This is a genomic window from Streptomyces sp. NPDC014995, from assembly GCF_043080745.1.
GTDB lineage: Bacteria > Actinomycetota > Actinomycetes > Streptomycetales > Streptomycetaceae > Streptomyces.
The window spans coordinates 339,331-358,735 of sequence record NZ_JBIBVX010000001.1; the positions used below are offsets into that span (position 1 = coordinate 339,331).

General features: G+C 73.4%; 20 protein-coding genes. 8 read left to right on the top strand and 12 right to left on the bottom strand.

Annotated features, from left to right (window positions below):
• Positions 1 to 85: 85 nt before the first annotated feature.
• Positions 86 to 817, bottom strand: coding sequence for a VIT1/CCC1 transporter family protein (locus ACF1A1_RS01535; RefSeq protein WP_391644246.1), 732 nt, complete (start codon positions 815 to 817; stop codon positions 86 to 88).
• Between the two features lie 283 nt (positions 818 to 1,100).
• On the opposite strand from ACF1A1_RS01535, the gene ACF1A1_RS01540 reads away from it, so the two are divergent.
• Genes ACF1A1_RS01540 through ACF1A1_RS01570 form a run of 7 tightly spaced genes read left to right on the top strand, consistent with a single transcriptional unit; the run spans position 1,101 to position 9,172 of the window.
• Positions 1,101 to 2,189 carry an ADP-ribosylglycohydrolase family protein gene (locus ACF1A1_RS01540; RefSeq protein ID WP_391644248.1) on the top strand — a complete coding sequence of 363 codons (1,089 nt, stop codon included), beginning with the start codon at positions 1,101 to 1,103 and terminating at the stop codon, positions 2,187 to 2,189.
• Entirely contained in the window at positions 2,186 to 3,595 is a 1,410-nt protein-coding gene (locus tag ACF1A1_RS01545; protein ID WP_391644250.1) for an ADP-ribosylglycohydrolase family protein, read from the top strand. The genes ACF1A1_RS01540 and ACF1A1_RS01545 overlap by 4 nt, the downstream gene beginning before the upstream one ends.
• Before the next feature lie 7 nt (positions 3,596 to 3,602).
• The gene (locus ACF1A1_RS01550; RefSeq protein ID WP_391644252.1) at positions 3,603 to 4,865 is read left to right on the top strand and encodes an ADP-ribosylglycohydrolase family protein; all 1,263 of its coding nucleotides are present in this window, start codon (positions 3,603 to 3,605) and stop codon (positions 4,863 to 4,865) included.
• Positions 4,853 to 6,220 (top strand): ADP-ribosylglycohydrolase family protein, encoded by a 1,368-nt coding sequence (locus ACF1A1_RS01555; protein ID WP_391644254.1) that lies wholly within the window; start codon positions 4,853 to 4,855, stop codon positions 6,218 to 6,220. Before ACF1A1_RS01550 ends, ACF1A1_RS01555 begins: the two co-directional genes overlap by 13 nt.
• Complete coding sequence (rbsK, locus tag ACF1A1_RS01560; RefSeq protein WP_391644256.1) at positions 6,217 to 7,110, top strand: ribokinase; 894 nt, start codon at positions 6,217 to 6,219, stop codon at positions 7,108 to 7,110. Before ACF1A1_RS01555 ends, rbsK begins: the two co-directional genes overlap by 4 nt.
• A complete protein-coding gene (locus ACF1A1_RS01565; protein WP_391644258.1) occupies positions 7,107 to 8,357 on the top strand; it encodes a CaiB/BaiF CoA transferase family protein in 1,251 nt (416 codons plus the stop codon). Before rbsK ends, ACF1A1_RS01565 begins: the two co-directional genes overlap by 4 nt.
• Positions 8,354 to 9,172 carry an HpcH/HpaI aldolase/citrate lyase family protein gene (locus ACF1A1_RS01570; RefSeq protein WP_391644260.1) on the top strand — a complete coding sequence of 273 codons (819 nt, stop codon included), beginning with the start codon at positions 8,354 to 8,356 and terminating at the stop codon, positions 9,170 to 9,172. The genes ACF1A1_RS01565 and ACF1A1_RS01570 overlap by 4 nt, the downstream gene beginning before the upstream one ends.
• A 91-nt stretch (positions 9,173 to 9,263) precedes the next feature.
• On the opposite strand, the gene lgt is transcribed toward ACF1A1_RS01570, so the two are convergent.
• The 11 genes from lgt to hisI form a co-directional block, all read right to left on the bottom strand.
• Positions 9,264 to 10,310: a prolipoprotein diacylglyceryl transferase gene (gene lgt / locus ACF1A1_RS01575; RefSeq protein WP_391644262.1), complete on the bottom strand. Its 1,047-nt coding sequence runs from the start codon at positions 10,308 to 10,310 to the stop codon at positions 9,264 to 9,266.
• Between the two features lie 84 nt (positions 10,311 to 10,394).
• Positions 10,395 to 11,171, bottom strand: coding sequence for a DsbA family protein (locus ACF1A1_RS01580; protein WP_391644264.1), 777 nt, complete (start codon positions 11,169 to 11,171; stop codon positions 10,395 to 10,397).
• Between the two features lie 91 nt (positions 11,172 to 11,262).
• Entirely contained in the window at positions 11,263 to 12,081 is an 819-nt protein-coding gene (trpA, locus tag ACF1A1_RS01585) for a tryptophan synthase subunit alpha (protein ID WP_391644266.1), read from the bottom strand.
• On the bottom strand, positions 12,078 to 13,364 hold the full coding sequence (gene trpB / locus ACF1A1_RS01590; RefSeq protein WP_391644268.1) for a tryptophan synthase subunit beta: 1,287 nt from the start codon (positions 13,362 to 13,364) through the stop codon (positions 12,078 to 12,080). Before trpB ends, trpA begins: the two co-directional genes overlap by 4 nt.
• Before the next feature lie 61 nt (positions 13,365 to 13,425).
• Entirely contained in the window at positions 13,426 to 13,647 is a 222-nt protein-coding gene (gene trpM / locus ACF1A1_RS01595; protein ID WP_391644270.1) for a tryptophan biosynthesis modulator TrpM, read from the bottom strand.
• Between the two features lie 22 nt (positions 13,648 to 13,669).
• Complete coding sequence (gene trpC / locus ACF1A1_RS01600) at positions 13,670 to 14,479, bottom strand: indole-3-glycerol phosphate synthase TrpC (RefSeq protein WP_391644272.1); 810 nt, start codon at positions 14,477 to 14,479, stop codon at positions 13,670 to 13,672.
• Between the two features lie 139 nt (positions 14,480 to 14,618).
• Positions 14,619 to 15,065 carry a DUF2752 domain-containing protein gene (locus ACF1A1_RS01605; RefSeq protein WP_391644274.1) on the bottom strand — a complete coding sequence of 149 codons (447 nt, stop codon included), beginning with the start codon at positions 15,063 to 15,065 and terminating at the stop codon, positions 14,619 to 14,621.
• An 81-nt stretch (positions 15,066 to 15,146) separates the two neighbouring features.
• Positions 15,147 to 15,398, bottom strand: a complete 252-nt coding sequence (locus ACF1A1_RS01610; RefSeq protein ID WP_391644276.1) for an HGxxPAAW family protein — start codon at positions 15,396 to 15,398, stop codon at positions 15,147 to 15,149.
• 178 nt (positions 15,399 to 15,576) lie between these two features.
• The gene (locus tag ACF1A1_RS01615) at positions 15,577 to 16,227 is read right to left on the bottom strand and encodes a TIGR02234 family membrane protein (protein ID WP_391644278.1); all 651 of its coding nucleotides are present in this window, start codon (positions 16,225 to 16,227) and stop codon (positions 15,577 to 15,579) included.
• Positions 16,228 to 16,308: 81 nt separating this feature from the next.
• Positions 16,309 to 17,787, bottom strand: a complete 1,479-nt coding sequence (locus tag ACF1A1_RS01620; protein WP_391644280.1) for an anthranilate synthase component I — start codon at positions 17,785 to 17,787, stop codon at positions 16,309 to 16,311.
• Positions 17,788 to 17,798: 11 nt separating this feature from the next.
• Positions 17,799 to 18,236, bottom strand: a complete 438-nt coding sequence (gene hisI, locus ACF1A1_RS01625) for a phosphoribosyl-AMP cyclohydrolase (RefSeq protein WP_391644282.1) — start codon at positions 18,234 to 18,236, stop codon at positions 17,799 to 17,801.
• 83 nt (positions 18,237 to 18,319) lie between these two features.
• Here hisI and ACF1A1_RS01630 point away from each other — a divergent pair, with 83 nt between their 5' ends.
• A complete protein-coding gene (locus tag ACF1A1_RS01630) occupies positions 18,320 to 18,955 on the top strand; it encodes a TIGR03085 family metal-binding protein (protein ID WP_391644284.1) in 636 nt (211 codons plus the stop codon).
• The last annotated feature ends 450 nt before the right edge of the window (positions 18,956 to 19,405 follow it).

Below are 19,405 nucleotides of genomic sequence, written 5' to 3' on the forward strand. Positions count from 1 at the left end.
CTTACGGCTCATGCCCGGTGGTTAAGCGGTCGAAACCAGCGAGTAACGGCTACTTATGCGGCCCCACGCATAAGTAGCAGCCGACCTATCCTACGGCCGTTCCGAAGAAACTGCCCAGGGCGTACGTCACACCGGCCGCCGCGCCCCCGAGAAGGAGCTGCCGCAGACCGCTGTACCACCAGGTCCGCGCGGTCACCCTGGCCACGACCGCGCCGCACAGGAAGAGCCCGAGCAGCGCGAGCAGCACGGCCGGCCACAGCGCCGTAGCCCCCAGCAGATACGGCAGGACGGGCAGCAGGGCGCCCAGCGCGAAGGAGCCGAAGCTGGATACGGCGGCGAGGGCCGGCGAGGGCAGATCGCCGGGGTCGATGCCCAGCTCCTCGCGGGCGTGTATCTCCAGGGCCTGCTCCGGATCGCGCGACAACTGCCGGGCGACCTGCCGGGCGAGACGCGGCTCGACGCCCCGCGCCTCGTACAGCGCGGCCAGCTCGGCCTCCTCGTCCTTGGGGTGCTTCCTCAGCTCCCGCCGCTCGACCTCGAGCTCGGCCTCGACCAGCTCGCGCTGCGAGGCGACGGAGGTGTACTCGCCGGCGGCCATGGAGAAGGCGCCGGCGGCGAGACCCGCGAGTCCGGTCAGCACGATGGCCTGCTGACCGACCGAGCCACCCGCGACACCGGTCATCAGGGCGAGGTTGGAGACCAGACCGTCCATCGCGCCGAAGACGGCGGGGCGCAGCCAGCCGCCGTTCACATCCCGGTGCGTGTGGTTGTCGCGGTGCGCCTCGTGCAGCGCGGCCTCGGTCTCGATGATGGCCATGAAGTCCCCCAGAAAGGTAAGGCAGAAAAGCTAAGGCAAAGCTAAGTCTGGACTGGTTCTACTTTTCGACAACACTCACGGTACGCCCCCGCATTCCCCGCCACCAGCAAGGAAAGCCTGCTCTAACCTGCGACTTCCTCCGCTTTCGCTCATACGATCGCCAGGCCGCACAGATGTCGACCGGGTGACATGACGCCTCCCAGGCTCAGGTCAACCGCCGACGGTGGGACACATCCGCAAAGGGCTCCGCGCCCGTGCGGAACCCCCGGAGGAGAGGCCCCGTATGGCATTGATCGCCTGCATCCCCTCGGTCCAGGCGCCGGGGGACGCCGCCGAACTCCGCGAACGGGCCCGCGGCGCACTGCTCGGCCTCGCCGTGGGAGACGCCCTCGGAGCACCGGCCGAGAACATGAAGCCCTCGGAGATCCGGGCCCGTTGGGGCCGCATCACGGGCTACGTCACCGAGAAGCCGGCCGGCACGGACGACACCGAGTACGCGATCTTCTCGGGCCTGTTGCTGGCCCGCCACGGCTCCGCGCTCACCCCCGCCCACGTGGAAGCGGCCTGGCACGAGTGGATCGCCGACCGCGCCGAGGGCCCCTTCCGCGGGGCGGGCTTCAGCGAGCGCGGCACACTGGAGAACCTCCGCCGGGGCCTGGCCGCCCCCATCTCCGCCCAGCACCGGCACGCCTGGAGCGACGGCCTCGCCATGCGCGCGGCCCCCTTCGGCGTCTTCGCCGCCGGCCGCCCCGCCGAGGCGGCCCGCCTGGTCGCCATCGACGGCTCGGTCAGCCACGACGGGGAGGGCATCTACGGCGGCCAGGCGGTCGCGGCGGGCGTGGCGGCGGCGATGGCGGGCGCACCCACGGTCGCGGTGGTGGCCTCGGCGCTCGCCGTCGTCCCCGACGACTCCTGGACGGCCCGCTCCCTGCGCCGCGCGGTGGCGGTGGCCCACCGCGGTGAACGCGCGGTCCGCTCGGCCGTCGTGATCGGCGGCTACCCGTGGACCGACCTGGCCCCCGAGGCGGTCGCCCTCGCCTTCGGCGCGTACGCGGCGGCCGACGGCGACTTCACCCGGGCCGTCCTCACCGCCGTGAACATGGGCCGCGACGCCGACACCACGGCGGCGGTGGCCGGCGCCCTGTCCGGCGCGACACAGGGCGAGTCGGCCATCCCGGCCGAGTGGGCTCGGGCCATCGGCCCGGCCCGTGGCAGCTGCCTGCCGTCGATGGCGGGCCACCACGTCCTGGACGTGGCGGAACTGCTGACACCCGGGCAGGACGGGAGGTGGAGACCGGGGGGCTCCGTACCGGAGGAGCTACCGGCACGGGGCGAGACCCCCACCCGACCCGCCACGGAGGTCCGCCCATGAGACCGCCCGGACCGTGGGAGGACGGAATGACGATGGGCGTGACCGACCCGCCGCCCACACCGGAACGGGACGAGCCGGAGACGGAGGGACCGGAGAGCGAGAGACCGGAGACGAAGGGGCCGGAGGCGAAGGGGCCGGAGGCGAAGGGTTCGCCGGTTGCGGTGGTCGCGGTGGACGGGCCGGAGGCGGACGCGTCGTTGGTCGCGGTGCTCGCAATGGGGGTGGGCGGACCGGAGGCGGACGGGTCGGAGGCGGACGGGTGGGCCGCCGCCGCACCCCACCCCCGCCCACACCCCCGCCGCACCGAAGGCCTCCTGCTCGGCCTGGCCGCAGGCGACGCCGCCGGCTGGCCCGCCGCCCGCCACCGCGCCGCCCGTATGCCGGACTGGACCCGCCGCCTCACCCGCGAACTGGACACCTTCGCCGAACAGAACGCGACCACCACCCTCCCCGTCCCCATCGCCCTCAACCAGCCCCCCGAACCCCTCCGCCTCGGCCCCTCCGACGACGCCGAATGGGCGGCCTTCGCCGCGGAGGCCGTCCTGCGCGCCGGCGACGACAGCGCGCTGGCCGACCTGAGCCGCGACCGCCGTACCCGCGCCGCCATCGACCTCACCTGGAACGCGATCGCCGGCGAGGTCGCGGCGGCAGCCGACCGCGCCCCCGAGGTCGAGTCGGCCGTACTGCCCCTGCGTGCCCGCATCTCCGTCCGCGCCGGCCTCGGCAACCTCGCCACCGGCCTGCGCCCGCCCGCCACCGGCCACGACAACCCGCACTACTTCGACGACGCGGCCTGCGTACGCGCCTGCGTGCTCGCCGTGGCCCACCCCGGCGACCCCGGACGCGCCGCCGAACTCGCCGAGTTCGACGCCCGCTACACCCAGGACGGCGACGGCGTGCACGGCGCCCGGGCGATGGCGGCGGCACTGGCGCTGGCCCTCGCCGGCGCGGACGCCCAGAGCTGCGTGGCGGCGGCCCTCGCCGAACTGCCCGAAGAGACGGAGATCGGCCGCAACGCCCGCCACGCCCTGAAACTCGCCCGCGACGCCGAGAGCGCCTTCGCCCTGGTCCCGCTCCTGGAACACCAGATCGTCGACCACGTCTACAGCTACGGCATCGCCGCCGCCGAGACGGTCCCGGTCGCGCTGGCCCTCGCCCTGGCGTCCGGCGGCCGCGTCGCCGAGGCCGTACCGGCGGCGGCCTGTCTGTCCCGGGTGGCGGACTCCGCCCCCGCCCTCGCCGGCGCCCTGACCGGCGCGCTGGGCGGCGGCGACGCGATCCCGGCCACCTGGCGCGACACCTGCCGCACCCTCTCCGGCTGCGTCCTCCCCCGCCTCACCGGCACCGACCTGGTGGAACTCGCCGAACTCCTGGAAGCCACACACCCGGCCCCACCAGGAGGATGATTCGGTCATGACGCGCAAAACAGAAGAACGTCGCGGAGGGCCCGGCGGAACAGGGGACACCGGAGGAGCCGGAGGACCCGCAGGATCCAGAGCGGACGGAACCGGCGGAACCAACGGAACCGCAGGAAGCCTCGAGGAACGCATCACCGCCGCCCTGGTCGGCGCGGCCGTCGGCGACGCCCTCGGCGGCCCCGTCGAGGGCTACTCCCCCGACCAGATCCTCCAGCGCCACGGCGGCCGCGTCCACGGCATCGTCGGCCCCTGGAACGGCGACGCCTGGCGCACCGCCCGCCCCATCGCGCCGTACCACAAGGGCGACGGCCACGTCACCGACGACACCTTGATGACCCACGCGCTGGTCAGGGTCTACGCCACGGTCCGCGACCACCTGGACGCGTACGCGCTCGCCGACCACCTGGTCCCCGACCTGATGACCACCCCGCGCTGGATCCCCGAGCTGGAGGCCGAGGCGCTCCCCCTGCACCGCCTCTTCCTGGCGGAGAAATGGCTGGTGACACGGCTCCACTACGGCCATGTCGACCCCCGCGAGGCCGGCGTCGGCAACATCGTCAACTGCGGTGCGGCGATGTACATGGCCCCGGTGGGCCTGGTCAACGCGGCCAACCCGCCGGCCGCCTACGCCGAGGCGATCGACCTCGCGGGCGCCCACCAGTCGTCGTACGGCCGTGAGGCGGCGGGCGTCTTCGCGGCGGCGGTGGCGGCCGCCTGCACCCCCGGGGCGACGGCGGACTCGGTGGTCACGGCCTGTCTGGCCCTCGCCAAGGACGGCACCCGCACCGCGATCGAGAAGGTCCGCGACGTGGCGGCCCGCCACACGGACTTCGAGTCGGCCCTGACGCCGCTCCGCGAGGCGGTCGCCCCCTACGACACGGTGGGCCCCGACTACCGGCAGCCGTCCCTCGCCGCCCGCCGCCCCTCCCGCCTGCACGCCATCGAGGAACTCCCCGTGGCCCTCGGCATGTTGCTGGTCGCCGACGGCGACTACCGCCACTGCGTCCTGGGCGCGGTGAACTACGGCCGTGACTGCGACTCGATCGCGACGATGGCCGGCGCACTGGCCGGCGCGCTCGGCTCCCCCGTCCCCGAGGAGTGGTCGAAGCGGGTGGCGGAGGCCAGCCGCCTGGACCTGTGGGCACCGGCGCGCACGCTCACCGAGGTGGCCCGGGAGATCTTCGAGCAGGACCTCCGCCGCCGCAGGGCCCACGAGCAGGCGTTCACCGGGCTGGGAGGTGACGGATGCTCCGACTGACCTGGGTCCAGCCGGAGGACCTCCTCGGCCACGAGTTGCGCCAGGCGGCCCAGGACGGCCGCGAACCGTCGGCGATCGCGTCCCGCTGGAAGGCGGCCGGCGGCTGGGAGGCCCCCGAGAGAGCGGGCGCCTCGCCCGAGCGCGCCTCCCGCTACCTCCGGCTCCTGGCGGAGGACCTGCTGGACGAACTGGCGGATCTGCCGAGCAGTTTGGCGGAGGACGAACCGACGGACCTGGAGAGGATCAGGTCACGGTGCCCCGACTGGCCGGGGCAGCCAGGTGGCCGCCGGAACGCGCCCGCCCCGGCCGCCCTGGAAGCCGCCTGGCTGGGCCGAGCGGTCGGCTGCCTCCTGGGAAAGCCCGTGGAGAAACTCCCGTTGGACGGCATCCGCACCCTGGCCGAGTCGGCCGGCAACTGGCCCCTCACCACCTACTTCACCGCACGGGGAGTCCCCCCGGACGTCCTCACGGCGTACCCGTGGAACCGCCGCTCGGCCGGGACCTCCCTCGCCGAGAACATCGACGGCATGCCCGAGGACGACGACCTCAACTACCCGCTCCTCAACCTCCTCCTGCTCCGACGCCACGGCAGGAACTTCACCACCTGCGACGTGGCCCGGCTCTGGCTGGACGAACTCCCGGCGGGCCGCACCTTCACCGCCGAGCGCATCGCCTACCGCAACCTCCTCTCCGGCATCGACCCCCCGCACACCGCCCGCCACCGCAACCCCTTCCGCGAATGGATCGGCGCCCTCATCCGCGCCGACGTCCACGGCTGGACCCACCCCGGCGACCCGGCCGCCGCCGCGGAGCAGGCCCACCGCGACGCCACCCTCACCCACACCGCCAACGGCGTCTACGCGGCGATGTTCACGGCGGCCACCATCGCCACCGCGGCCACCGGCGGCCACGACGTCCACGCCTGCCTCCGCACCGGCCTCACGGTCGTCCCGCCCCGCTCCCGCCTGGCCCGGGCGCTCACCCACGCCATCCGGCTCGCGCAGTCCCACGAGGACTTCGACACCGTCGTGGACGCCCTCCACGCCACCCACGGAGCGACCCACCACTGGGTGCACGCGATCCCCAACACGGCGCTCATCGCCGCCGCCCTCACCCACGCCGACGGCGACTTCACCGGCTCCATCTGCCGTGCCGTGTCCGGGGGTTGGGACACCGACTCCAACGGCGCCACCGCCGGCAGCATCGCCGCCCTCCTGGCCGGCGACCCCGCCGCCCTCCCCGACCGCTGGACGGCCCCCCTCAAGAACCGCCTCGCCACCTCCGTCGCCGACCTCGACGGCAGCGGCTTCGACACCCTCGCCCGCCTGACCCACCGGGAGGCATCGCGCCCATGACCGACATCGTCGTGCTCGGCAGCACGAACATGGACCTCGTCGCCTACGTCGAGAAGGCCCCGCAGCGCGGGGAGACCGTGACGGGACGGGAGTTCCGTACGATCCCCGGCGGCAAGGGCGCCAACCAGGCGATCGCCGCGGCCCACGCGGGCGCCACCGTCTCGCTGATCGGCGCGGTGGGCAACGACTCCTTCGGCACCCGCCTGCGTTCCACCCTGGAACACTCGGGAGTCAACACCGACCACCTGCGCACCGTCGAGTCCCCCTCCGGCACCGCCCACATCGTGGTGGACGCCGAGGGCGGCAACGCGATCGTCGTCGTCCCCGGCGCGAACGGCACCGTCGACCACCTCGTCCCCGGTGACGAAGGCCTCATCGCCTCCGCCGACGCGCTGCTGCTCCAGCTGGAGATCCCCCTGCCGGCGGTCGTCGCGGGTGCCCGGGCCGCCCGCGCCCACGGCGTCCGGACCGTCCTCACCCCCGCCCCCGCCCAGCCCCTGCCAGCCGAACTGCTCGACGCCACCGACCTGTTGGTCCCCAACGAGCACGAGGCCGCCACACTCACCGGCCGTACCGACCCGCGCGAGGCCGCCCTCGCCCTCCTCGACAGCGTCCCGGAGGTCGTCGTCACCCTCGGCGCGGCCGGCAGCCTGTACGCGGCCCGCGGCACCGAACCGCTGACCGTCCCCGCCCCGCACGTCACCGCCGTCGACTCGACCGGCGCGGGCGACACCTTCGTCGGCGCCCTCGCGGTGGCCCTCGGCGAGGAACGTCCCGTACGGGAGGCACTGGCCTGGGCCGCCGCGGCCGCCGCGCTGTCGGTCCAGCGGCCCGGCGCGTCGGCGTCGATGCCGTACCGCTCCGAGATCGACAAGCAGTACGCGTCATGACCGAAACGACCACGACCACGACTGCGACTGCGACTGCGACTGCGGAGACGACCGGCCCGGCCCACGCCCCGCTGCACGGCCTGCGCGTCCTCGACCTGGCCACCCTCTTCGCCGGCCCCCTCGCCGCCACGATGCTCGGTGACTTCGGCGCGGAGGTCATCAAGGTCGAGCACCCGGAGCGGCCGGACCCGTCCCGCGGCCACGGCCCGTCCAAGGACGGCGTGGGCCTGTGGTGGAAGATCCTCGCCCGCAACAAGCGCACGATCACCCTGAACCTCTCCCGGCCCGGCGGCCGGGCCACGCTCCTGCGCCTCGCCGCCACCGCCGACGTGATCATCGAGAACTTCCGCCCCGGCACCCTGGAGAAGTGGGACATCGGCTGGGAGGAACTGTCGGCGGCCAACCCGCGCCTGGTCCTCACCCGCGTCACCGCCTTCGGCCAGTTCGGCCCCTACGCCCACCGCCCCGGCTTCGGCACCCTCGCCGAGGCGATGAGCGGCTTCGCCGCGATCACCGGCGCACCGGACGCGCCTCCGACGCTCCCGCCGTTCGGCCTCGCCGACTCCATCGCGGGCCTGGCCACGGCGTACGCGGTCATGACGGCCCTCGCCGCCCGCGACCGCACGGGCGAGGGCCAGGTCGTCGACATGGCGATCATCGAGCCCATCCTGACCGTGCTGGGCCCCCAGCCCCTCTGGTACGACCAGCTGGGCTACGTCCAGGAGCGCACCGGCAACCGGTCCGCCAACAACGCCCCGCGCAACACCTACCGCACGGCGGACGGCAGTTGGGTCGCCGTGTCGACGTCGGCCCAGTCGGTGGCGGAGCGCGTCATGCGGCTGGTCGGCCGCCCCGACCTGATCGACGAGCCGTGGTTCGCGACGGGCGCCGAACGGGCCGCCCACGCCGACGTCCTCGACGAGGCGGTCGGCCGGTGGATCGCCGGCCACACCCGCACCGACGTCCTCGCCGCCTTCGAGAAGGCGGAGGCGGCCGTCGCCCCGGTCCAGGACGTCCGGGACGTGATGACGGACCCCCAGTACCAGGCCCTCGACACGGTCACCACCGTCGACGACCCCGAACTGGGCCCGATCCGCATGCAGAACGTCCTCTTCCGCCTCTCCTCGACCCCCGGCGCGATCCGCTGGGCCGGCCGCCCGCACGGCGCGGACACCGAGGCGGTCCTCACCGAACTGGGCCTGACCCCCGCCGACCTGGCCGCCCTGCGCGCGGAGGGCGCCCTGTGACCTTCCCGCTGACCTGGCTGTACGTCCCCGGCGACCGCCCTCACGTGGTCGCCAAGGCCCTCTCCTGCGGAGCGGACGTCGTCGTGATCGACCTGGAGGACGCGGTCGCCCCCGACCGCAAGGAGTACGCCCGCGCGGCCACCGCCGACCTGCTCTCCGAGGGCCGGCCGGTCCCGGTGCACGTCCGGATCAACGCCCTGGACGGCCCTCTCGCCGCCGCCGACCTCCAGGCCGTCGCGGAACTCCCCGGCGTGTCCGGCCTCCGTCTCCCGAAGGTGACGTCACCCGCCCAGATCACCGGCATCGCGGAGAAGGCCCGGGGCCCGCTCTACGCCCTCCTGGAAACGGCCCTCGGCGTCGAACACGCCTTCGCCATCGCCGGCGCCCACCCCTCCCTCCGCGGCATCTCCCTGGGCGAGGCGGATCTCCGTGCCGATCTGGGCATCCGGGAGGACGCGGGCCTCGACTGGTCCCGCTCCCGGGTGATCGTCGCCGCACGGGCGGCGGGCCTGCCGCCGCCACCCCAGTCCGTCCACCCCGACACCCGCGACCTGGAGGGCCTGGCGGCCTCCTGCGCCCACGGCCGCACCCTCGGTTTCCTGGGCCGCGCCGCCATCCACCCCCGCCAGCTCCCGATCATCGAACGGGCCTACCTGCCCACGCAGCGCGAGCTGGAGGAGGCGGAGACGATCGTCAAGGCGGCGGCCACCGAACAGGGCGCCCAGGCCCTCCCCGACGGCCGCTTCATCGACGCGGCGGTGGTGGCGACGGCCCAACGGACCCTGTCACTGGCCCGCAGGATTCAGGTGTGCTGACCGGCCACTCCAGCGCCGCGCGCTCCGCCGCCCGCACACGACGAGGGCGCCCGGGAGACCCCGGGCGCCCTCGTCGTCGTACGAGCAGTCGTCAGCTCTTGTTGCCCGCCGACTCGGACTCGGCTTCGGCCTCGCCCTCGGCCTTCACGCCGTCCTTGGCCTTCACGCCGTCCTTGGCATCTGCGCCGGCGTCTTCCTCGGCGTCCGCCTTCGTCTCCGAGGACTTGGCCCCGTCCTCCGCCTCGTCCTTGTCCTTGTCCTTGGCGTCCTCCGGCGTGCTCTCACCGTCGGCCGCTGCCGCATCGCCGGAGGCATCCGCCCGCGCGTCCGGCTCGACGACCGCTTCCCGTCCCGGACGCTTCTTCGCCGACACCACGAAGTAGGCGGTCGCGAGCAGGAACACGAGGAGCGCGGTCCAGTTGTTCAGCCGCAGGCCCAGGATGTGGTGGGCCTCGTCGACGCGCAGGTACTCGGTCCAGAAGCGCCCCGCGCAGTACGCGGCGACGTACAGGGCGAACGCCCGGCCATGGCCCAGCTTGAAGCGGCGGTCGGCCCAGATCACCAGCAGTGCGACGCCGATGCACCACAGGGACTCGTACAGGAAGGTCGGGTGGTAGTAGCCCGGCACCCGGCCGTCCGCCGAGGACGTGATGTGCAGGGCCCAGGGGACGTCGGTCTCCTTGCCGTACAGCTCCTGGTTGAACCAGTTGCCCCAGCGGCCGATCGCCTGGGCGAGGGCGATGCCGGGCGCGACGGCGTCGGCGTAAGCGGGCATCGGGATGCCGCGGCGGCGGCAGCCGATCCACGCGCCCAGCGCGCCGAGCGCGATCGCGCCCCAGATGCCGAGGCCGCCCTCCCAGATCTTGAAGGCGTCCACCCAGTCACGGCCCTCGCTGAAGTACAGCTCGTAGTCCGTGATCACGTGGTAGAGGCGGCCGCCGATCAGGCCGAAGGGCACGGCCCAGACCGCGATGTCGGCCACCGTGCCGGCCCGCCCGCCCCGGGCGATCCAGCGCCTGTTGCCGAGCCAGACCGCGACGAAGACGCCGATGATGATGCAGAACGCGTAGCCGCGCAGCGGAATGGGGCCGACGTACAGCACCCCGCGCGACGGGCTGGGAATGTAGGCAAGTTCCATGGCAAGGTCGACGCTACCCTGCCGCACCGGGCCCACGGCAGGCAGCCCGGCTACGGCTCCATAACGGGCCGGGGAGAAGATGGCTCACCCCTGGTCGGCTTCCTCCACCATCTGCTTGAGCTTCGCCGGCGTCATCGTCCGGTCCTGGTAGATGTTCTTGCCGTTGAAGAGCACGGTCGGCGTGCCGGTGAAGCCGCCCTTCTGGAAGGCCTCGTTGGACTTGGCGACCCAGCTGTTGTGCGTGCCCTTCTCGACACAGGTGCGGAAGGCGGGCGTGTCGAGGCCCTCGACCTTGCCGGCCAGCTCCAGGAGTCTGCTGTTCTTCGCGAAGGCATCGTCGGTCTCGGGGGGCTGGTTCTGGTACAGCACGTCGTGGTACGCGGGGAACTTGCCGACGTCCTGGGCGCAGGCCGCCGCGTTGGCCGCGTTGCGGGAGCCGGTGCCGCCCATGTTGCCGTCGATGATGGTGGCCAGGTGGTACTCCACCTTCAGCTTCCCGGCGTCGGTCAGCTCGTGGATCGTCGAGCGGTAGGCGTCCTCGAAGGTCTTGCAGGCCGGGCAGCGGAAGTCCTCCCACACCGTGAGCGTCGACTTGGCGCCGTCCTGGCCGGCCGGGATGACGAGGGCGTCCTTGCCCTGCGCGCCGGAGGGCGCCACGACCGGGCCCGCGCTGTCGCTGCCGGCGTCCTTGCCGACGTTCGCCGCGACGACACCGATGACCGCCGCCAGACCCAGCACGCACACGACGCTCGCTCCGACGATCAGCGTCCGGCGCCGCCGCTCCGCGGCATCGTGCTTCTCGCGCTCGGCCGCCAGCCGCTCCCTGGCGGTGCGCTTTCCTTGACGATTTTTCTCGCTCACACCCCCAGAACGAACCGGGGAGGCGCAGCGCGCCTCCCCGGTCCCAGGTCCACTCGTTAGAGTGACCGATTCTTCCCGTTACGCGGGGCGGCTACGCCTGCCCGCGCACACCCTTCGCCAGCTCGCCCGCGAGCGCGCGCACGGCCTCGACGCCCGCCGCGTGGTCCGGCGCGTCCAGCATCCGCTTGACGAAGGCGGAGCCGACGATCACGCCGTCCGCGAAGCCGGCGACCTCGGCGGCCTGTTCGGCGTTGGAGACACCGAGGCCGACGCAGACGGGCAGGCCGGTACCGGTGGCCCGGGTGCGCTCGACCAGGTCCTGGGCCTGCGCGCCCACCGACTCACGGGTGCCGGTGACGCCCATCAGCGAGGCGGCGTAGACGAAACCGCTGCCCGCCGCGGTGATCTGCGCGAGCCGCTCGTCCTTGCTGCTGGGCGCCACCACGAAGACCGTCGCCAGGCCGTGCTTCTCGGCGTGCTCCCGCCACAGCGCCGACTCCTGCACCGGCAGGTCGGGCAGGATCGCCCCGGCCCCGCCCGCCTCCGCGAGCTCGGCCGTGAACCGCTCGACGCCGTAGCGGTCGATGGGGTTCCAGTACGTCATCACGAGCACCGGCTTCCCGGTGGCCGCGTGGGCCTCCCGGACCGTGCGCATGACGTCGGCGATCCGCACGCCGCCGCGCAGGGCGATGTCGTCGGCGGTCTGGATGACCGGGCCGTCGAGGACGGGGTCGCTGTGCGGCAGGCCCACCTCGACGACGTCGGCGCCGCCGTCCAGCACGGCCTTGACGGCCTCGATGCCGCCGTCGACGGTCGGGAACCCGGCCGGGAGGTAGGCGATGAGGGCGGAGCGTCCCTCGGTCCGGGCGGCGTCGAGGGTGTCCGACAACAGCTGCACGTTCCCGCTCACTTGGCGTCCCCCTCGATCTCGGCGGTCTCCGTGTCCGCGTCCGCGGCCACGCTGGCATCGGTGTCGTACAGGCCGAAGTAGCGGGCGGCCGTGTCCATGTCCTTGTCGCCGCGGCCGGACAGGTTGACCACGATCAGACCGTCCTTGCCCAGCTCCTTGCCGACCTCCAGGGCGCCGGCCAGCGCGTGGGCGGACTCGATGGCCGGGATGATGCCCTCGGTGCGCGACAGCAGGCGCAGTGCCCGCATGGCCGCGTCGTCGGTGACCGCGCGGTACTCACCGCGGCCGGAGTCCTTGAGGTAGGAGTGCTCCGGACCGATGCCCGGGTAGTCCAGGCCGGCCGAGATGGAGTACGGCTCGGTGATCTGCCCCTCGTCGTCCTGGAGGACGTACGAGCGCGAACCGTGCAGGATGCCTGGCTCGCCGGCGGTGAGGGTGGCCGCGTGCTCGCCCGTCTCGACGCCGTGGCCGGCCGGCTCGCAGCCGATGAGGCGGACGCTCTCATCGGGGATGAAGGCGTGGAAGAGGCCGATGGCGTTGGAGCCGCCGCCGACGCAGGCGACGGCCGCGTCGGGCAGCCGTCCGGCGCGCTCCAGGAGCTGGCGGCGGGCCTCGACGCCGATGACGCGGTGGAAGTCGCGGACCATCGCCGGGAAGGGGTGGGGCCCCGCGACCGTGCCGAACAGGTAGTGGGTGTGGTCGACGTTGGCGACCCAGTCGCGGAAGGCCTCGTTGATGGCGTCCTTCAGCGTGCGGCTGCCGGACTTCACGGCGACGACCTCGGCGCCGAGCATGCGCATGCGGGCCACGTTGAGGGCCTGCCGCCGGGTGTCGATCTCGCCCATGTAGATGGTGCACTCGAGGCCGAACAGGGCGCAGGCGGTGGCGGTGGCCACGCCGTGCTGGCCGGCGCCGGTCTCGGCGATGACCCGGGTCTTGCCCATGCGCTTGGTGAGCAGGGCCTGGCCGAGCACGTTGTTGATCTTGTGGGAGCCGGTGTGGTTGAGGTCCTCGCGCTTGAGGAACACCCGGGCGCCACCGGCGTGTTCGGCGAACCGGGGCACCTCGGTGAGGGCGCTGGGCCGGCCGGTGTAGTGGACGAGCAGGTCGTCGAGTTCGCGCGCGAACTCGGGGTCGTGCTTCGCCTTGTCGTACTCGACGGCGACCTCGTCCACGGCGGCGACGAGCGCCTCCGGGATGAACTTGCCGCCGAACGCGCCGAAATAGCCCTCGGCGCTGGGGACCTGACCCTCGGGGTCGGGGATGAAGAACTCGCTGGGCATGCGGAAACCTCACGGTGAGACGGTGAGTGTGTGGACACCTGTCGCCGTGGGGCGGGGGTGGTCAGTGGGCCGACGGCCGACTGTGGCTGCTCGCGCCGTTCCCCGCGCCCCTTTCAGGGGCGCACCATCGACGGCCGTTCACCTGCCCGGGCTCGTCTCCGATGACGTACCGCACCCGTCGGCCGTGCACCCGGCGTGCGGGCGCGCGGCAGCCACGGGGGCGGCAGCCGCGCGCGAGGCGGGCATACCGGTCCGTGGCCGTCAGGGTGATCGGAAGCGTCATCGGGACCAAGCCTATCCGGAGATCAGCCCCGGCCGTGCCGCAGTGCCGGATGTTCCCCGGCCGCCACCAGGTCGGCGACCGCGGTCTTCGGGTCGCGGCCCGTCACCAGGGACTCGCCGACGAGTACGGCGTCGGCGCCGGCGTTGGCGTACGCGATCAGGTCGTGCGGGCCGCGGACGCCGGACTCGGCGACCTTGACGATGCGGTCGGGGATCTCGGGGGCGATCCGCTCGAAGGTGCCCCGGTCGACCTCCAGCGTCTTCAGGTTGCGCGCGTTGACGCCGATCACCTTCGCGCCCGCGTCCACCGCGCGCTCGACCTCGTCCTCGTCGTGCACCTCGACGAGCGGGGTGAGACCGATGGACACGGCACGCTCGATCAGCGACTCCAGGGCCGGCTGGTCGAGGGCGGCCACGATCAGCAGCGCGAGGTCGGCGCCGTACGCGCGGGCCTCCCACAACTGGTACGAGGTGACGATGAAGTCCTTGCGCAGGACGGGGATGTCCACGCGCGCGCGGACCGCCTCGAGGTCGGCGAGGGAGCCGCCGAAGCGGCGCTGTTCGGTGAGGACGGAGATGACGGCGGCGCCGCCCGCCTCGTAGTCCGCGGCCAGCCCGGCCGGGTCGGCGATCGCGGCCAGCGCGCCCTTGGAGGGGCTGGAGCGCTTGACCTCGCAGATCACCTTGACGCCGTCGCCCCGCAGCGCGGCGACCCCGTCCTTGGCGGCGGGGGCCTTCGCCGCGCGCTCCTTGAGCTCGTCGAGGCTGACGCGCGCCTGCCGCTCCGCGAGGTCGGCACGGACTCCGTCGATGATCTCGTCGAGCACACTCACGCGAGCGGCCCCCTTCCAGACGGTTGACAGTTCCAGCGACCAGTGAGAAGCGGTGGTCACTTGCGATGGTATCCGGAGGAAGCCGAAGGCCTCGCATCCGGTTGACGCCGGTCCCACTACCTGGACGTTCATCCGCCGATCAAGGATGAAGCCAGCCACCGAACGGCAGGTTCCGGACAACCGTGAAGACCAGCAGCAACACACCCAGCGACCACAGGTGCACCGGCCGCGGGTCGAGGCGCGCCGGGCGCCCGCGGGCCGCGCGGACCACCCAGACGGTCCACAGCACGGCGAAGCCCAGGTAGGCGAGGACGGCCGGCGCGTTGGCCTGCAAGGCGGTCGCGAAGTCCCCGTGCGCGAAGGCGTGCGCGCTGCGCAGTCCGCCGCAGCCGGGGCAGTAGACCCCGGTGTAGCTCAGGAGCGGGCAGACCGGGTAGTGGCCGGGTTCGTTGGGGTCGACGGCCCCGACGTAGACGAAGGCCCCGGCGACGGCCGCGAGGATCCCGGCGGGCACGGCGAGCCGTCCCAGGACGGTTCCCGGGGCGGGCGGTGGCACGCTCTGGCGGTCGGGGTTCACGTCTCGCATTGTGCCCCGCGCGGGCCTCCGCGCGCGCGTGAGGGGCGGCCGGTCGGTCACCGGCCGCCCCTCACGAAGTCGTGCGGGGTCTCAGCCCTCGACGCTCGCCGGCTCGCGCGTGGCCGTCACCTGGTGCACCGGGTGGACGGTCTTCGGCTGGCCCAGGCCCATGGACCGCATGATCATGCCGACGACGCCGCCGAGGACCACGATCACCATGCCGGCCCAGAAGCCGAGCGGCTCGGCCATGACCATGAACGCGCCCGAGACGCAGAAACCGATGAAGGCGATGGTGACACCGGTCCAGGCGGCCGGGGTGTGTCCGTGGCTGCTGCCCGCCATGACTTGCTCCTCGTTGCTGTCTACGTTTCGTACGTGCTGTACGTGTCCGAGCCGGAGGCTCGTCGACCATTGTCCCGTACGCGCGCGCCTGCCGTGTGCGGGGGTCGGTTCCCGTCGACGTCTGATTCACCACATCGGGAGACGGACGATCACCTCGGGAACCGGGCGGTGACCGTCGTCAGGCCGGATCCATGCCCGTGGGGTCCTCGCCCCGGTCCAGGGCCTTCCACATGTCCTCGGGCCGGTCGGGGTCGACGGGCCGGGGCCTGCGCCGGGGCTGGGGGGTGCCGCCGCGCTCGTACCGGCCGGACATGCCGGGCCACAGGCGGCCGTAGCGCAGGGCGAGCAGGCCGGCCAGGAGGATCAGGGCGCCGCCCACGGCCGCGGCGTACGGCCAGGCGGTGTGGGTGAGCGAGGCGACGGTGGCGGAGGTGTCGCCGGAGGCCTGGGCGGCCTTCTCGTCGAGCGCGGAGCTGTCGGAGGCGCCGAACAGGGCGGCGGCGATGATGCCGGCGCCGGAGAGCGCGAGGAGGGCGGAGACCGCGAGGCGGCCCGCCCTGCGGACGGCGAAGACGGCGACGAGCGCGGCGAGGCCCACTATGGCGAGCGCCGCGGGGACGCCGGTGACGTCACTGCCCTTGGCGGTCAGGGGGAAGGCGCCGCCGGCCACCGTCGCCGTGCCCTCCGACCAGCGCTGCCGGGTCGAGAGCAGGGCCACGGCCGCGCCCAGCGCACCGCACAGCAGGGCGAGGGCGAGGCTCCGGCGGCCGGACCGGGCGGGGTCGGCGGCTTCGGAACGGGGGTGGGGAGCAGCAGTCACGTACTCCACTATCGCCTGAACCCCGGGCGAACCGGCACCCGGGGTTCCGTGAGAAGCGCCCCACTTTCCCGGGTTTCCCGGGTCAGCGCCCTACGTGCCCAGCCGGTTGGCGGTGTGGACCGCGCGCAGCACGGCCGCCGCCTTGTTGCGGCACTCCTGGTCCTCGGCGACCGGGTCGGAGTCGGCGACGACACCGGCGCCGGCCTGGACGTAGGCGGTGCCGCCGCGCAGCAGGGCGGTGCGGATGGCGATGGCGGTGTCGGAGTCGCCGGCGAAGTCGAGGTAGCCGACGCAGCCGCCGTACAGGCCGCGGCGGGACGGCTCGAGTTCGTCGATGATCTGCATGGCGCGGGGCTTGGGGGCGCCGGAGAGGGTGCCCGCCGGGAAGCAGGCGGTGAGGACGTCGAAGGCGGTGCGGCCCCGCGCGACCCTGCCCGTCACCGTCGAGACGATGTGCATGACGTGGGAGTACCGCTCGATCGACATGAAGTCGACGACCTCGACCGAGCCGGGCTCGCACACCCGCCCCAGGTCGTTGCGGCCGAGGTCGACGAGCATGAGGTGCTCGGCGCGCTCCTTGGGGTCGGCGAGCAGTTCGTCGGCGAGGGCCTGGTCCTCCTGCGGGGTCGCCCCGCGGTGCCGCGTCCCGGCGATGGGATGCACCATGGCCTGCCCGTCCTCGACCTTGACCAGGGCCTCCGGGGACGAGCCGACGACGTCGAAGCCGTCGAATCGGAACAGGTACATGTACGGCGACGGGTTGGTGGCCCTGAGGACCCGGTAGACGTCCAGCGCGCTCGCCGTGCACGGCGTCTCGAAGCGCTGGGAGGGGACGACCTGGAAGGCCTCGCCCGCGCGGATGCGCTCCTTGATGTCCTCGACGGCCGCCTGGAAGTCGGGGCCGCCCCAGAGCGCGGTGTACTCGGGGAGTTCGGAGGGCGGGAGGACGGCGGGGGGCTGGGCCACCGCGCGTGAGAGGTCCGCCTCCATGGCGTCCAGGCGGGCGACCGCGTCCGCGTACGCCTCGTCGACGCCGGTGTCGAGGTCGTTGTGGTTGATCGCGTTGGCGATCAGCAGGACGGAGCCCTCCCAGTGGTCCATGACGGCGAGGTCGCTGGTGAGGAGCATGGTCAGCTCGGGCAGCCCGAGGTCGTCGCGCTCGCCGGGGCCGATCTTCTCCAGGCGGCGCACGATGTCGTAGCCGAGATAGCCGACCATGCCGCCGGTGAAGGGCGGCAGGCCCTCCTGATGGGGGGTGTGCAGGGCCTCGATGGTGGCGCGCAGGGCGGCGAGGGGGTCGCCGTCGACGGGGACGCCGACGGGCGGGGTGCCGAGCCAGTGGGCCCGGCCGTCGCGTGCCGTCAGCGTGGCCGCCGACCGTACGCCCACGAACGAGTAGCGGGACCAGGAGCGGCCGTTCTCCGCCGACTCCAGCAGGAAGGTGCCGGGGCGCTCGGCGGCGAGCTTGCGGTAGAGCGCGACCGGGGTGTCGCCGTCGGCGAGGAGCTTGCGGGTGACCGGGATGACACGGCGGTCGGTGGCGAGCTTGCGGAACGTCTCGAGGTCCATGGCGGCTGACCTTACTGATCCGTGGCGGGCGCGCCGGAATCGGCGCCGCTGCCGCCGTCCTCGAGCAGCACGTCGGTGTCGAAGCAGGTGCGGGCGCCGGTGTGGCAGGCGGCGCCGACCTGGTCGACCTTGACCAGCACGGTGTCGGCGTCGCAGTCGAGGGCGACGGACCTCACCCACTGGAAGTGACCGGAGGTGTCGCCCTTGACCCAGTACTCGCGGCGGCTGCGCGACCAGTAGGTGCAGCGGCCGGTCGTGAGGGTGCGGTGCAGCGCCTCGTCGTCCATCCAGCCCAGCATGAGCACCTCACCGGTGTCGTACTGCTGGGCGATGGCGGGAACGAGCCCGTCGGGGCTGCGCTTGAGGCGTGCGGCGATCTCCGGGTCGAGGCGACCGGATCGAGAACTGCGGCGCGAAGCGTGACGGGCGGGCGGGGGCGTGCTGGTCATGCCTGCCATTGTGCCGCGCGGGACCGACAGGGCCGGGCCGGTGTCCACTGTCCGGACCTGCTACGCGGTCGTAGGCTGACTGCATGTCGACTTTCGCCAAGCGTGAACGGCTCCTGCTCGCCGACCTCTTGGAAACCGCGGGGCCGGAGGCCCCGACCCTCTGCGAGGGCTGGCAGACCCGTGACCTGGCCGCGCACGTGGTGGTGCGCGAGCGCCGGCCGGACGCCGCCGGGGGGCTGCTGATCAAGCAGCTCGCGCCCCGCCTGGACAAGGCGATGGAGGAGTTCGCCGCCAAGCCGTACGAGGAGCTGATCCAGCTGATTCGTACCGGTCCACCGCGTTTCTCGCCGTTCCAGCTCAAGCAGATCGACGAGGCGTCGAACACGATCGAGTTCTACGTCCACACCGAGGACGTCCGCCGTGCCCAGGCGCAGTGGACGCCCCGCGAGCTGGACCCGGTCTTCCAGGACGCCCTGTGGTCCCGTCTGGAGCGCACCGCCCGCCTGATGGGCCGTGGCACGCCGACCGGCCTGGTCCTGCGCCGCCCGGACGGCCGCACGGTGGTCGCCAACCGCGGCACCCCGGTGGTGACGGCGACCGGCGAGCCGTCGGAGCTGCTGCTGCTCCTGTACGGCCGGCAGAGCGCCGCCAAGGTCGACCTGGCCGGCGACGAGGACGCGATCGAGAAGCTGCACGGCAGCAAGCAGCTCGGGATCTGAGGCGGAGGGGGCCGGCCGAGGCGCCCTGGCCCTGAGGGGGCCCGGGGCGCGGTCCCCTCAGGAGCCGGGGCACACCGCCGCGCACCCGGTGAGGACCGCACCACCCTGCGCCGCCGGCCCCTGCGGACGCCGTACGAGGGCGCACCGGGCGGGGGCGCGCCCCGCGGTGCGCGCATGCCCTGCGGCGGAGGCGGCGTGCCGGGGGCGGCGTGCCGGGGGCGGAGTTCCCGGGCACCTGCGGACAGCCGTAGGACCACGCGGCGTGGCCTGCGGACCACCCGGAGGCGCAGTCCCCGGACCACCCGGCGCACCAAGCCCCTACGGACAGCCGAAGGACCACGCGGCGTAGCCTGCGGACCACCCGGAGGCGCAATCCCGGAACACCCGGCGCACCAAGCCCCCGCGGACAGCCGAAGGACCACGCACCCGGCGGGGCCGGCGGCATCCGGA